A 15805-nucleotide genomic window follows, 5' to 3' on the forward strand; every position below is an offset into this window, starting at 1 on the left:
AGATGGGATTAAATAAAAAAAGACAAGCTCACATTCTATGAGACTTGTCTTTATAAAATAAACTATTCTTTTTCAATTAAAGCTTTACGAGATAAGTTAATTCGTCCTTTGTCATCAATTTCTTGAACACGAACTTTTACTTTATCGTTAAGTGTTAATACGTCTTCTACTTGATTAACACGGCGGTGTTCTAATTCAGATATATGAACTAAACCATCTTTACCAGGTAAAATCTCTACAAACGCACCGAATTTTTCAATACGTTTAACAGTACCTTCATAGATTTCTCCTGCTTTAACTTCGTGTGTTAATTGTTCGATTATTTCTTTAGCACGGTTAATCATTGATTGATCCGTAGAAGCAATACTTACATTACCTTCGTCATCAATATCAATTTTAACGCCTGTTTCATCAATAATCTTATTGATTGTATCTCCACCACGACCAATAACTACTTTGATCTTGTCTGGTTTAATTTGAATCATTTCAATCTTAGGAGCATATGGGCTTAACTCCGTTCTTGGTTCAGAAATCGTTGAAGTAATTTCTTCAAGAATAGCAAGTCGAGCTTGACGAGCTTGAACTAATGCTTCATCCAATATTTGTTCCGTGATTCCTTCAATTTTAATATCCATTTGTAGCGCAGTAATACCTTTTTCAGTACCCGCTACTTTAAAGTCCATATCGCCTAAAGCGTCTTCAAGTCCTTGGATATCCGTTAAAATCGTATAATTATCGCCAGCCATAACTAATCCCATCGCAATACCAGCTACAGGCGCTTTAATTGGCACTCCAGCATCTAATAATGCTAATGTTCCAGCACAAATACTTGCTTGAGAAGATGAACCGTTCGATTCTAACACTTCAGACACAAGACGAATCGTGTATGGGAAAACATCTTCATCAGGAATAATTTGAGCTAATGCACGCTCACCCAAAGCTCCATGCCCCACTTCACGACGGCCAGCGCTACCCATACGTCCAGTTTCACCAACTGAATATGGAGGAAAATTGTAATGGTGAATAAAGCGTTTTGACTCTTCTACACCAAGTCCATCAATAATTTGATGCTCTCCTAATGGAGCTAATGTAGCTACTGTTAAAGCTTGAGTTTGCCCACGAGTGAATAGGCCTGATCCGTGAGTACGTGGTAAAATACCAACACGTGATGCTAACGGACGAATTTGATCCACTTTACGACCATCAGGACGAATACGATCAGCTGTAATTAAATGACGAACTACATCTTTTTCAAGTGCTTGTAAAGCAGAATTAACAGATGAAAGTACTTCATCTACATCTGGATTTTCTACGTGTAACTCTTCGTAGTATGCAACTGCACCTTGCATAACTTCAGCAATTGCTTCTTCTCGTGCTAATTTTTCTTCAGTTTTAATAGCATTGATCATTGCTTCACGATAACGAGTCGTAATTTCTTCCATAATTTCTTCATCATTCTGTACAATTGTTAATTCAAATTTATCTTTACCAATTTGTTCGATGATTTTATCTTGGAATTCGTTGATATCTTTAATTGCACGATGTCCGAATAATAATGCTTCTAGCATCTCATCTTCCGGAACTTCTTCTGCACTCGACTCAACCATATTAATCGCTTGGCTAGTACCCGCAACAGTTAAATGAATATCTGATTGCGTTGCTTGTTCTGTAGTTGGGTTAATAACAAGTTCACCTGCGACACGACCAACGTTAACGCCAGCAATTGGACCGTTGAACGGAATATCTGATACGCCTAAAGCAAGTGAAGAACCTAACATTGCTGACATTTCTGGTGAGCAATCTTGATCAACAGATAAAACTGTGTTAACAATTTGGATTTCAGTACGGACTCCATCTGGGAACATAGGACGAATTGGGCGGTCAATTAGACGTGCTGTTAAAGTGGCGTTCTCTGACGGACGACCTTCACGTTTAATAAATCCTCCTGGGATTTTTCCTACTGCGTATTTTTTCTCTTCATAGTTTACTGTTAATGGAAAGAAGTTTCCTGTAACAGATCTTTTAGAAGCTACAGCTGTTGATAATACAACTGTATCTCCGTATCTAACTAAAACTGCACCGTTGGCTTGGCGAGCAAATTCACCAATCTCAACTGAAAGTGGACGTCCACCGATAGTTGTTTCAAAAACATGTTTTTCGAACATGATATCTCTCCTTTGATTTTTAAATTGTATGTTTTGGCGAACTACTAAACAAATATCAACTTACCACAATGATTGTCGCAAACTCATACTTGTATAGTAGAACTACCCTAAAGTGATAGTTTCCAAAACACACATTATATAGTTTAGCACATTATCCTTATAATATCGCGTGTAATAAGAAATATGACATAAAAATCGACAAAAAAACTTCCATTTCATTACTGAAACGGAAGTTGAATTGCATATTAACGACGTAATCCTAAACGTTGGATTAATTCGCGGTAACGTGCTACGTCTTTATTACGTAAGTACGCTAATAAGTTACGACGGTGACCAATTTTTTTCATTAGTCCACGGTATGAATGGAAATCTTTTTTGTGCTCTCCGATATGCTCGTTTAACGAGTTAATATCCGCAGTTAACACAGCGATTTGTACTTCTGGAGAACCAGTGTCTCCTTCATGAGTAGCAAAATCTTTCATGATTTCATTTTTACGTTCTTTTGTTAAAGCCATCTCATTTCACCTCTTTCTCTAGTTTATCCCTGATGCCAAGAAAAGCGTTGGTGATTCGCCGAACTGAGCATAGGTGCTTTATAGCTTCTAGACACTTTTTCAAGTACTAGATAACTACTTGATATAATTTACCCGAAATGTAACTAAAATGCAAGTATTATTTACTCGATTTCTTCATTTTGCAACTCACCTAATTCAACATACATTGTTTGAGTGACAACAACAGCAAAATGTTCCATCCCCTCCGGAGTATGATGTACTTCATCTTCAGTATACCAGTCAGGATTACCTTGTTGGTAACTATACCAATCAACTTCATACGCATTTGGGTGTTTTTTTGCAGTATCTTTAATCGTATCGTTGACACTTTGTATATGCATAACACGTGAGTTAGTATTTACGAAGAATACATTTCTATCTTCACCCGCTATAGACATCAATTCATCCATACCTTCTTGGTCTAATCCAGCATTCGTTCCAAGTACAACCACTAAGTTCTCTTGAACTTCTCCATCTCGAACCATGTCTTGTAATATATCATTTGCATCCCATAATTGAAGACTACCTTGTCCGTAAATATTTCCATTCCAGAATATCTCATCTGTCTTAGGTGTAAAGTGCAAGGCAATTGAATCTCCAAAGAATGTTACAGGCACTTCAGTTGCAAACAACAATTCTTGTGGCGTTAATTCATCAAAAACGATTGGATTATATTCCTCAAATTCATCAAACACTTCTTGATTTTCTTCGATTAATTCTTGAAGCTCAGCTGATAGTACTTGTTGTTCAAAATAAATATTTTGTAATGTCTCAACCGGATCTTCAACTTCTAATTCACTTACAAATGTTGTTTCGAATGTGTCATCCACCATCTTCAAACCTTCCTCAGCTTGTATGATTGGCTGACTTAATGGATATGCAGTCTTTAATAAATTTGGTTTAGTTTGATATGATTGATACTCTAATTCAAACAAAGCGACTCGTTTATTATCAGCTGAATAAATGAGTCCGCGAACAAAGATGACCATCAACGCTACATACGTAATAAAAATAAATAGTTTAGGTTGTAAAAACTTTCTTTGATCAATCATGTGTCCAATATCTTCAACATCATCTTTTAATTTAAATGATGAACCAAACCATATTCTCACTCCACCACTTTCAATAACTCGGTAAAATACTTCTCCCACTATTGCCAGAGTAATAATAGACAGTATATTTACGATTACTATATTCTCTCCAAGCTCACGGTAGAAGGTTAAATAAAGTACTATAATCGGGTAATACCATAGATAGTATGAATAAGACCGTTTTCCGATTGTATAAAAAGGTTTAAGACTTAACCAACTCGTTACTGTAGGTGCTCCTACAGTGATTGAAAAAACTAGCAACATACTTAATACATTAAATACGGACATCCACAGCAGATAAGTAGCTTCACTCCGATCTGATTGTGTAAACACAATCCAAATCATTCCTGCTGCTGACAATATTGCCACCAGATTATAGACAAACAGTTTTATCCGCGATTTGTAAAACAAATTCAATATTGTAGGCGTAATGTAGGCCGCCGATACACCTATCGCGAATGATGCAAATCGTGTTTCTATCCCATAGTATACACGTGTAGGATCATCGCCTGGGGTATACAAGAATAATATTGCTACATGACTTAGTAATACAATAAACAACCAAATAATCCCTTTAGAGGGTATCGTCAGTTTTAAGCGTTGTAGTAGCAAAATAATTCCTGTTGCTATTAGAACTGATTGTAAATGAATTGCATTATACCAAAGATGTGTAAAAGGCGATGAGTCTGACATCTGAACAAAGTATGATCTGTCCGCAATAATTTGATAAATATTGTTAACAAAAAATAAACCAGAGAAAATATCACTCCGTATATGTCTCAATTCAATTGGATAGATTAGATACATTCCTACCACGATAAAAATGAGTAGCCATAAAAGAGGTATAAATAACCTCTCTATCGTATGTAACAAATGTTTTCCAATTGCTTTCCATTGAATTGATGCTGTAACTGGTTGAACTTTTTCGATGTTTCTTGCAAAAAAGAACCCTCCAATTACAAGAAATGTATTAACCATAAAGAATCCACCAGGTATTACGGAAGGGAATAAATGGTAAGCAACGACAGCCATAATTGCTAATCCTTTTAAGCCATCAAAACTTTGAATTCTCTTCTTTTGTTGCATCTTATTACCTCCTAATTAAGTGTATCCACAATAAATAATTATATATTAAGCATTATTATTATAAAAGGACTTATCTCATTTTATCTAAATTAATATTTTATTCTCATAAGTAGTATATCATCGATTTTACCAAACGACTAAGCTATTTAGATAATCAGATATGATCACAAGAAAAAAGAACAAAACCCCAAGACCTCTATTAGGTTCAATGATTTTGTTCTTTTACTTAAATATTATCGCTTAAAGAAAGTCGCTTTAAGTTCCATCACAATATCTCTAAGATCTGCTGCAGCTTCAAAGTTAAGATCCTTCGCGTATTGACGCATCTCCATCTCAAGTCGATCAAGCTCTTCCTCACGCTGAAGTCGTGATAGCTGTTTAAATTGAGCCAAGATATTCTCTTCTTGCTCTTCACTATCAACATCATGAGTAATTCTAATAAGATCACGAACCTCTTTTATGATTGTCTTAGGTGTAATTCCATGCTCTTTATTGTAAGCAATCTGGATTTCGCGACGTCGACTTGTCTCATCAATCGCCTTATTCATTGAGTCTGTCATCTTATCTGCATACATAATGACTTGCCCATTTTCATTACGAGCCGCTCGTCCAATTGTTTGAATTAATGCTCGTTCACCCCGTAAGAATCCTTCTTTATCCGCATCTAAAATCGCAACAAGTGATACTTCCGGAACATCGATTCCTTCTCTCAATAAGTTGATTCCAATCAGAACATCAAATATACCCAATCTTAAATCACGAATGATTTCTGTTCGCTCTAGTGTTTTTATATCACTGTGTAAGTATTTCACTTTTATATCTAATTCTTTAAGATAATCAGTTAGATCTTCAGACATTTTCTTCGTCAATGTCGTTATAAATACACGCTCGTTACGTTCAGTCCGTTTATTAATTTCTTGAATTAAATCATCAATCTGCCCTTTGATGGGACGTACCTCAACAATTGGATCTAGTAAACCTGTCGGACGAATAATTTGTTCAACATATTCGTCATCAGTATGCTCTAATTCATAAGGTCCTGGCGTCGCAGAGACATAAATAATCTGATTGATGTGTTTCTCGAATTCCTCTAATCTTAACGGTCTATTATCCAAAGCACTTGGTAATCTAAACCCATAATCGATTAATTGTTGTTTTCTCGCTCGGTCACCATTATACATACCTCGAATTTGTGGCATTGTCATATGTGACTCATCGACAACAATTAAAAAATCGTCTGGAAAGAAATCAATTAATGTATAAGGTTGTTCCCCAGGAGCACGTCCATCCATATGTCTTGAATAGTTCTCAATACCATTACAGTACCCCATCTCAAGAAGCATTTCTAAATCATAGGTTGTGCGTTGTTCTAGCCTCTGTGCCTCTAATAATTTGTTCTCAGACCGTAATTCTTCCAATCGTTCTTCTAATTCTGCTTTAATTGTTGTTACTGCTTGTAAGGTTTGATCTTGGTCTGCCACGAAGTGAGTAGCAGGATAGATTGGATAATGATCGACATCATTTTTTATCTCTCCAGTCATAACATCTACTTCACGTATTCTATCAATTTCGTCACCAAAGAATTCCACACGAATAACTTCACTATCTCGTGACGCTAAAAATATTTCGACGACATCTCCACGAACTCTAAATGTTCCACGTTGAAAATCAATATCATTTCTTACAAACTGCATATCTATTAATTGACGTAAAACTTCTTGACGTGAGATTTCTTGACCTTTTCTGATAGAAAGCACTTGATTTCTATACATCTCTGGATCGACTAAACCATAAATACAAGATACTGATGCGACGACAATAACGTCTCGTCGTTCTAGCAAAGCCGATGAAGCTGAATGTCGTAATTTGTCAATCTCGTCATTAACCATCGCTTCTTTTTCTATATAAGAATCTGAAGATGGTACATAAGCCTCTGGTTGATAGTAGTCATAGTACGATACAAAGTATTCTATCGAATTTTCAGGGAAAAACTCCAATAACTCACTATACAGTTGACCCGCCAACGTTTTATTATGCGCTAATACCAGTGTAGGTTTATTCACTTCTTGAATGACATTAGCAATAGTAAATGTCTTCCCAGTACCCGTTGCACCAAGTAAAACCTGTTCCTTTTCATCTTTATTTAATCCTTCAACTAACTCTTTAATTGCTTGAGGTTGATCACCATTTGGCTCATACTTAGATACTAAATTAAATTTATCCATTTCTGCCTCCTCATTAACCGAACATTTATTCGCTTAAGCTATAATACTCCATTAGACTTGAAAATTCTACTTCTTTGCTTCAATATTTTAAATAATACTGTGTGCTATGCACTCTTTTTACTATCTAAGTTTAATATACTCAAAAAAACATTGCATCTATCTTCTAATTTATTGTATAATAATTTTTGTTGACTAAGTTAGCAAATGCTTATATACTAGACAAATGAAATCAGTAAGAAAGAGGTGACACCAATGGCAAACTCTAAATCAGCTATTAAACGTGCTCGTCAAACAAGCGTAAAAGAACAACGTAATACTGCACAAGTTTCGAAAATGCGTTCATTAGTTAAAGAATTACGTAATGCAGTAGAAACTGGTGAAGGTGATGTGAATGAATTATTCGCTAAAGCTTCTAAACAAATTGACCGCACTGCAGGTAAAGGTTTAATCCACGCAAACAAAGCAGCGCGCAACAAATCTGCATTAGCAAAATTAATCAAATAATAATTTAGATTTTATATCGAAATTATAAAAATACGAAAATGAACTATCAATGATAGGTTCACTTTCGTATTTTTTTGTTTTTATAATGATGATAATTTAGTGAGTAGAATATAAAAGTATGTCTCTTTATCTCCTACACCAGTCTTCATACCATAATCGACTTCTGCCATCTCAACATAAAAACTGAGTAATTCAGTTAGTTGCAAAGACCTGCCTGATTGTATGGCTAATTTAACTCGATATGGATGAATACCTAGTTGCTTTGCAATATCTGCTTGATTCATCCCTTGTCTCCCTAATATAAGGGTTTGTACCATGACTCTAAACTGGGAAACCATTAAAGCATGTAATGCAATGGGTTCGTGTTTCATTAATAGTAAATCTTGATAAATTTGAATTGCTTGGGTAATATTTTTATTTGCTACAGCATTCGTTAACTGGAATACATCTGATTCTAGTGTACGAGGAACTAATGATCGAACAGAATCAATGGTGATTCTACCTTCAGTTTGTCCTAATATTTCTAATTTTTTAACTTCCGTCATTGCATTAGTTAGTTGATAGTTTACTCTAATTAGTAATTCATCAACTGCTTCTCGGGTAAAAGACATCTCTAAGTTATTAATATACGATTGAATATAGCGAGTAACTTGTCCTTCATCCAACTCTGATATATCCACCATTGTCGTTAGTTTATTAAAACTTTTGGTTAGTTTTTTTCTTTTATCCAATGATGAATTTTCGATATTAAAAATTAGAATCGTCGCTGTATTAGGATTTTCTATGTAGCTAATTAATCGCTTCTGTTCCGCATCACTTAGCTTTTGTTTGCTTTGTGCATTCAAAAACGTGGCATTCGATACAATTAAAACTCGATAATCGGAAAAAAAAGAAAATACTTCTGCTTCATCTAATACATCATTAACAGTTACTTCATGTAAATCTATCCGTGAGATATCTAAGACATCAATACCCCCTAATTGTCGGTATAATTCGTCCATAAATTGAGTTTTCAGGTAGTTCTCGTTGCCTAAAACTGTATAAACTGGATCTATTTGTTTTCTATTTATCTGTTGTATTACTTGTTGAAATTCCATCTTGCCCCTCCTCCATATAAAATAAAAACGAATATTACCAAAGATATAATCTTCAGGGTAACATTCGTTTAAGTTGACTCATAACCTACTTTTGAAGTTTTACAATCCAATTGTTAAAAGCATCGGGTGAATTTAAAAGTGATGGCGTCTCTTCCGCAAGCTCATTACGTTCAATTACCTTACCTTGAATAGGCGAAGGAACTTCAATCGCAGCTTTAGAGGCTTCAACATTAATAAGTGTATCATCAATCTCAATACTTCCCAAAGAAGCAATGTTAGCATAAGTAATGTCTCCAGCTTCATCTTGTAACTGTGGAGTTAAACCAATTGTTACAACACCATTTTCTTCTTTTATCCATAAATTTTCATTTAATACTTCCATAGATAATCACCTTTCATAATTTAATAATTAAAATCGTCTTCTGCCCCGAACATATAACTACGGTGATGATACTTCATAGATAGTACTAAGCCTATCCCAATCATATTACCTAATAAAGCGGATCCCCCTTGAGATACAAAAGGTAATGGAACCCCAGTAATTGGTAGTAAACCAATAGCCATTCCAATATTCTCTAATATATGGAATAAAATCATTGAGATAACCCCTGCAGCTATATATGAATAGAATTCATTACGTGTTTTAAAACAAGTTTGAACCATTTGATATATCAAAATAAAATAAACAAATAATAAAACTGAACTTCCTAGGAACCCAAAGTTTTCAGCGATAGTTGTAAAGATAAAGTCAGATTCTCGAACAGGCACAGTAACTTGGGATACCCCAAATCCTTTACCACTCAACTGACCAGATCCTACTGCTTTAATACTTTGTGCTAATTGATACCCACTACCCTGTGTATTTTCAAACGGACGTAACCAGTCTAGAATACGGTTAATTTGATATTCTTGAACAAGATTATTATCAATTAAAAAGTCTGGATAGTTTGCTACTACAATAATTATACCACCTGCTACAACAATGACTATTGTTGCGATGGGCGCCAAAATTTTCCAACTAATTCCAGATAGCAAAATCAAACCTGCTGTAATTGATATGATAACTAGGTTAGTTCCTAAGTCGTTTTGCAACTGAATTAGAATAATCGGTGGTGCAGCAAACATGAGGATTTTACCTAATTGAATAAAATCTGTTTTTAATGTTCTATTCGGATATTTATTATTATGTTCAGTTACTACGCGTGCTAAGAAAACAATATAGGCTGGTTTGAAAAGCTCAGATGGTTGAACTGATAAAGATCCTATTCTTAACCAACTTCGCGCTCCCGTCACAGCTAATTCTCTATCGTAAAAGAACAATACTAATACTAATAGAAATAACCCAAATCCATATAAGTAAGTGGATAATTTCCAGTATTGCTCACTGTCTAATTGCATTGTAGCAATGACAGCTATTGTACCTACTGCATACCATAAAGCATGTAGTAATGTTGGTACAATACTACCGCCTTCAATAAGCGTTGTTGTTGAATATACACTTAACAATCCAATGATTGCTAAGACCATAACGTTTAAGATAATTCCGTAATCGATACGGTTCTCATTATCTCGACGTATTTGTCTAATGGATGTCATTTATTTCACCTTTCTTTGTTGCTTGGTTTGTAAAATCTTTATATATCTTATTTGTTAATCCGCTCTTAGGTGAGTCGGACTTTTTAAAATTATCACTATAAGAGACAAAGGTTTGATATGACGTTGTTTCTTCTACTAATTGCCAATAACTTTTTTCTTTAAAGTCATGGTAGAATACGTTAATATACGCTCCAATTGCAATCACCATCGCATTCAGATAAAGCCATATTATCGCGACCATAAATACTCCAATCGTTCCCCCGCCAACATTTCCACCAGCAAATCTCATATAAACATTAAATAACTGAGATACTAATATAAAGCCTAATAAAGCAAAAACAGTTCCTGGTATGGCATATTTAATTGGCCATTGAACATTGGGCATAAATTGATATATTCCTATTAATAAGATAAATATCCCTAGAATCCCTAATATCCAACCTTGATTTACAAGGAAATCTAATAGAAAGAATTGAATTCCAAATACTTCTTGAATATAGTCAATAATTGTTTCCCCGAATACGAGGCCAAAGGTAAATATGACTAAAGCAATGACAATAACAAGGGTAAATACATACGCAAATAATCTTGCGATAAAAAAGTTTTTTCTTGGTTCGGTTTTATAAATTGTATTTAAAACACGCTGAAATGTATTAAATACGTTAGATGCTGGCCATAACGAAATAATTAAACCCAATGAGAATATGCCCGAACTTGTACCTGTTAAATACGATTCTAAAAGAGGTATAATCGCTACTTCAACTTCATCTGGCAATGCCATTTGAATTGCGTTAATAATTTCAGCTTCTGAAAACGGCAGTATCGCAATAATGTTTGACAACGCAAGCATCAAAGGTACCAACGCCCAAATAACGTAAAAAGACAATTCAGCAGCATAACTACCAAAGGCTAACTGTTCATCATTAGCTCGGAATGTCTTTATAAGTCGCTTAAATACTGAAGGTTGATCCATATATATCAGACCTCTCAATTCATTTTTTGTAACTACATAAGATTATCACATATTATATCACTTTGCACTTTAAGAATCTTTAATAATCTCTATTTTAACGTTTTTATATGATTTCTTAGACACAACTGATTTCTATTAGTATAATGGATTCAGAATAACTAGGAGGTAAGGCATGAGTAAAGGAGTAACATTTTATTTTGTACGCCACGGTGAGACGTTTTTTAACTTTTATGGCCGTATGCAAGGCTGGTCAAATGCATTATTAACAGAAGAAGGTATAAAAAACGTTCATCGTAGTGGTCGTGGTTTAGCAGACATTGAATTTGATGCCGTTTATACGAGTGATTTAAAACGAACCATTGACACAGCTTCAATTATTTTAGAAGAAAATAAATATAATGAGAATTTAGAAATTGTACAAATGCCAGAATTTCGAGAGGTTCACTTTGGTTCATTTGAAGGTCTTTCATCTGCAGAAGTTTGGCCAGAAGTTGAGCAAAGAGTAAATATTAAACACGGTTTACCTGAAGGTAGTGATATTCAGATTCAAGATCTGATGAATATGTTTAAAGAAGTCGATCCGTATCATTTTGCAGAAAACTACACCGAATTTTGGAATCGTGTAGAATCCGGCTTACTTAAGTTATTAAATCGTCACGCTGGTACCGATCAAAACATCTTAGTCGTTTGTCATGGTATGACTATACGTAATCTTTTGGATGGTTTGATTGCTGATTTTGATAAAACAGATGCTTTACAAAATGCATCGGTATCAATTGTTAAATATCAACATGGTCGTTTTGAGATGTTAGCATATAATCAAGTGGAGCACTTTAAAGATGTCGCGGATGACGCGGCAAATGATTAATCACTTAACGATATTCTGATAAACTAAAAGCGCAAGAATTGTAAGTACGATTACAATTCTTGCGCTTTTTTATGAAATCTTAGCTTGCATTTGATACATTTGTGTATAAAGTCCGCCAAAATTTACTAACTCAGTATGAGTACCTTGTTCTTGAATTTGTCCATTGTTCATTACAATAATTTGATTTGCATCTTTAATTGTAGATAACCTATGAGCGACAATGAATGTAGTGCGCCCTTCTTTTACAACTTGCATTGCATGCTGAATGATTTCTTCAGTTTCGGTATCTATATGTGACGTCGCTTCATCTAATATTAATATTTTCGGATTATTTGCTAACGTTCTGGCAAATGATATTAATTGTCTTTCCCCTGATGAGAAAGCTTGGCCTTTCTCCACTACTTCAGCATGAATTCCCTTTTCCATTTTATCAATCATTGGTTTTGCTCCAACTTTGATTAATGCATCCATTACCATCTCATCTGTAATATCTGGATTATTCATACTAATATTAGTCGCAATCGTCCCTGAGAATAAGTAAGGTTCCTGTAATACGATTCCCATTCTTTCTCGGATACTTTCACGATTATAATTTTCAATAACTTGGTCATCAATAATGATTTGTCCTTGTTGAGGATCATAAAATCTAAATAGCAAGTTAATAATAGAGCTTTTACCTGATCCAGTATGGCCTACTAAACCGATTGTTTCACCTTCACTCACTTTGAAATTTAAATTATGTAATACATCATTACCCTCTTTGTAAGCAAAAGTAATATTTTTAAATTCTACATCGCCATGAGTTATTACTAACTTCTTCGGTGAATCTTTTTCTATGGGTGTATCCATTAACTCAAACACACGGATACCAGCTGATAAAGCCTGCTGTAGAACAGTTAGAAGACGAATGATCATTGTTATTGGATCAAATAAGCGATCAACATAGTTAATTACAATATACAAAGTTCCAATTGATATAGATAACATACCACTTGTAAACTGAGTTCCAATAAATAACATGACAGAAAAAGTCACAATTCGTTTAAGTAAGCCGGATAAATTCCATGTAAAGAATCCTTCATACTTTAAAGAGTCTTTTCTAGAGCCCATCCAAGTTAGATTGATTTTTTCGAATTCATCATCCATATGTTCTTGTTGATTGAACAGCTGAACTATAGAAACACCTTGAACAATTTCAGCAATTTTACTATTAATATCACTCACTGATTCTCTCCATAATTTATTAATAGGTTGAATCTTTTTTGAATAAGCCACTTGCCATACTATTATTATCGGAAGAAGTAACAATAGCCACGATGCTATAACTGGACTAATTGAGAACATAGCAATATAAACACCTAGTATCGTTAAAGTATTAATGAGTATTTGTGTTGTAAAGTTAGCAAAGAAATTTTCTCTTAATACTTCTGTATCATTAACAATACGTGCAGCAATTTTCCCAGCCGGTATATCATCAAAGTAACTCACGGGTAATTTTTGCATATGTTCATGAGCTTCGTCTCTGATTACTTTGCTGATTTTGTTCGAGCCGTAGGCTAACATTATATAACCGATATAACCGAGAATTGCTGAGATAAACGTAATGATTAAAAACAACCCAAACTGTTCCATAATTAATATCATATTAATTGAAGCATTATAAGACACTTGTTCTGAGACATAATCAATAATGTGACTCGCAATAACCGGTGTATAAATTGATAATCCTGTTGAAATAATAAGTAATAGGTACCCTGATATAATTAATCCCCATTCATAGCGCAGATAACTCAATAATCTAGTAAATGTTTTCATTGTCAGAGCTCCCTTCTGATTGTTGATTTTTGAATTGTTGGAAATACCAACCAGAACTGGACAGTAATTCTTTTGGTGTACCTTGTTCGATGATATGCCCATCTTCGACTACTATGATTATATCTGCTTGATTAACCGCAGATAATCGATGCGTCACAATGATATTCGTCTTATTAGCACGCAAACTTTGGATGTTGTCAATAATTGCTCTTTCAGTTTTGGCATCAACTGCAGACAATGAATCATCTAATATTAATAATTCCGGCTCTTTAATTAATGCACGCGCAATAGAAACTCTTTGTTTTTGTCCACCAGAAATTGCGACACCTTTTTCACCAATTAGCGTATAAAGTCCTTCTGGCATCCGTTTCAAGTCTTTTGTAAACGAAGCCTGCTCAATGGCTTGTTCTAAATCGTTTGACTCGCTCGCTTCTCGATTACCAAATAAAATATTGTATTTTATACTTTGAGAAAAAAGTATGTGCTCTTGAGGAACATAACCAATCATTGCTTCTAAACTTTCTCGCTTAAAATCACTTATAACATGCCCGTTGATACTAATTTTTCCTGTATCACTTAACGGATACTGTCTTAATAATTGTCGTATAATTGTTGATTTTCCACTTCCAGTCTTACCGACTATGCCTAAAGTTTGCCCTTTATGTAAAGTGAAGTTTATTTTGCTTAATGTCTCACTATTATCACCATTGTAACTAAATGAATAGTCTTTAAACTCAATAGAATCAATGCCTTCTAAACTTAAGTGACCGTCTGCTTCCATTTGATCACTCGCTTCAATTAAATCATTGATTTTACTAAATGATACTTTACCTTGTTGATAAATAACTACAATCTCAGACATGCCCCAAATTGTTCCGTTCAACATTGACAGATATAATTGGAATGAGACTAATTCCCCTACAGACAATTGCCCAAGATTAACTAAATAACTACAATACATAAGCCCAATCGCAATACTTAAGCCACCGAATACTTTCGCTATTTGGCCAAACAATCCGTTTACTACCACAAGATGGTTTGCTTTATCCACAACTTTTTTAGTTTTTTCTTGAAACCTTTTCTGTTCTAAATCTTTTCGCCCATAGGCACGCATCACTCTGACGCCATCGACCACTTCTAAGACTTCGTTACTTAATTCTGCAACAGAATCTCTTATCGCATCATATCGTTTGTCGACTTCTTTACTAATAAAATAAATAATTACCCCAAAAATAATTAATGGTATTAAACTAACAAACGTTACTTGCCAAGATATTGTAAAAATCATCACAGCAAGAAAACTCAGTAGCATTGCACCATCAGCTAGAATAATCATTAAACCATAACCTAACAACATACCCATTGTATCTATATCAGAAGTCATTCGAGTCATTAAATCACCTGAACGAAATGCTTCATAGAACAAAGAACGGAATCCTAAGAGCCTTCTAAACCCTGTTTGTCTTAATTCTTTTTGATATTGATAAGATTGTCCAAATAAGATTAGAACCCACGTCACGTCCGTAGCATATATAACGACCATTAGACTTAAAAAATAAGCTAGATATTGCCACAGACCACTCTGTGTCAATTGACTCGTTACGATATCATCTATAAATAACTGGATAATATAATTAGGAAAGATATATAATAAACTTGATACAACGGCTGTTGTACCACCAACAATGTATTGAACAGGATGTTTCTTAATATATGACCACATTGATTGAAGCATGTTTCTCCTACTCTCATTAATTTTCATTGATATAACCTTCAAATAGCACAAAAAACCCCGGTATTTTATCACCACAAGAAAGGGCTCACAAAATAC

The 15805-nt window shown here is 34.4% G+C and carries 12 protein-coding genes; 2 read left to right on the forward strand and 10 right to left on the reverse strand.

The annotated features are described in order from the left end of the window. Positions 1 to 62: 62 nt before the first annotated feature. The 4 genes from pnp to uvrB form a co-directional block, all read right to left on the reverse strand. The gene (gene pnp, locus HYQ40_02045; GenBank protein MBZ6526542.1) at positions 63 to 2165 is read right to left on the reverse strand and encodes a polyribonucleotide nucleotidyltransferase; all 2103 of its coding nucleotides are present in this window, start codon (positions 2163 to 2165) and stop codon (positions 63 to 65) included. A gap of 245 nt (positions 2166 to 2410) precedes the next feature. Further along, entirely contained in the window at positions 2411 to 2680 is a 270-nt protein-coding gene (gene rpsO, locus HYQ40_02050; protein MBZ6526543.1) for a 30S ribosomal protein S15, read from the reverse strand. 161 nt (positions 2681 to 2841) lie between these two features. Beyond that, positions 2842 to 4896: an acyltransferase gene (locus HYQ40_02055; GenBank protein MBZ6526544.1), complete on the reverse strand. Its 2055-nt coding sequence runs from the start codon at positions 4894 to 4896 to the stop codon at positions 2842 to 2844. 233 nt (positions 4897 to 5129) lie between these two features. Continuing rightward, positions 5130 to 7121 (reverse strand): excinuclease ABC subunit UvrB, encoded by a 1992-nt coding sequence (gene uvrB, locus HYQ40_02060; protein MBZ6526545.1) that lies wholly within the window; start codon positions 7119 to 7121, stop codon positions 5130 to 5132. Positions 7122 to 7373: 252 nt separating this feature from the next. Here uvrB and rpsT point away from each other — a divergent pair, with 252 nt between their 5' ends. After that, positions 7374 to 7625 (forward strand): 30S ribosomal protein S20, encoded by a 252-nt coding sequence (gene rpsT / locus HYQ40_02065; protein ID MBZ6526546.1) that lies wholly within the window; start codon positions 7374 to 7376, stop codon positions 7623 to 7625. 80 nt (positions 7626 to 7705) lie between these two features. On the opposite strand, the gene holA is transcribed toward rpsT, so the two are convergent. The 4 genes from holA to HYQ40_02085 form a co-directional block, all read right to left on the reverse strand. After that, the gene (holA, locus tag HYQ40_02070) at positions 7706 to 8722 is read right to left on the reverse strand and encodes a DNA polymerase III subunit delta (GenBank protein ID MBZ6526547.1); all 1017 of its coding nucleotides are present in this window, start codon (positions 8720 to 8722) and stop codon (positions 7706 to 7708) included. A gap of 85 nt (positions 8723 to 8807) precedes the next feature. Further along, the gene (locus HYQ40_02075) at positions 8808 to 9104 is read right to left on the reverse strand and encodes a glycine cleavage system protein H (GenBank protein ID MBZ6526548.1); all 297 of its coding nucleotides are present in this window, start codon (positions 9102 to 9104) and stop codon (positions 8808 to 8810) included. Between the two features lie 20 nt (positions 9105 to 9124). Then, positions 9125 to 10318, reverse strand: a complete 1194-nt coding sequence (locus HYQ40_02080) for a rod shape-determining protein RodA (protein ID MBZ6526549.1) — start codon at positions 10316 to 10318, stop codon at positions 9125 to 9127. Continuing rightward, complete coding sequence (locus tag HYQ40_02085) at positions 10305 to 11291, reverse strand: YihY/virulence factor BrkB family protein (GenBank protein ID MBZ6526550.1); 987 nt, start codon at positions 11289 to 11291, stop codon at positions 10305 to 10307. The genes HYQ40_02080 and HYQ40_02085 overlap by 14 nt, the downstream gene beginning before the upstream one ends. A 172-nt stretch (positions 11292 to 11463) precedes the next feature. Here HYQ40_02085 and HYQ40_02090 point away from each other — a divergent pair, with 172 nt between their 5' ends. Next, positions 11464 to 12159: a histidine phosphatase family protein gene (locus tag HYQ40_02090; protein ID MBZ6526551.1), complete on the forward strand. Its 696-nt coding sequence runs from the start codon at positions 11464 to 11466 to the stop codon at positions 12157 to 12159. A 69-nt stretch (positions 12160 to 12228) separates the two neighbouring features. Here HYQ40_02090 and HYQ40_02095 read toward each other — a convergent pair whose 3' ends face one another. Then, complete coding sequence (locus tag HYQ40_02095; protein MBZ6526552.1) at positions 12229 to 13974, reverse strand: ABC transporter ATP-binding protein; 1746 nt, start codon at positions 13972 to 13974, stop codon at positions 12229 to 12231. Next, positions 13958 to 15709, reverse strand: coding sequence for an ABC transporter ATP-binding protein (locus HYQ40_02100; protein MBZ6526553.1), 1752 nt, complete (start codon positions 15707 to 15709; stop codon positions 13958 to 13960). Before HYQ40_02100 ends, HYQ40_02095 begins: the two co-directional genes overlap by 17 nt. Positions 15710 to 15805 lie beyond the last annotated feature (96 nt).

It is taken from the genome of Aerococcaceae bacterium DSM 111021 (genome assembly GCA_020112395.1).
In the GTDB taxonomy this organism is placed as follows: Bacteria; Bacillota; Bacilli; order Lactobacillales; family Aerococcaceae; genus Ruoffia.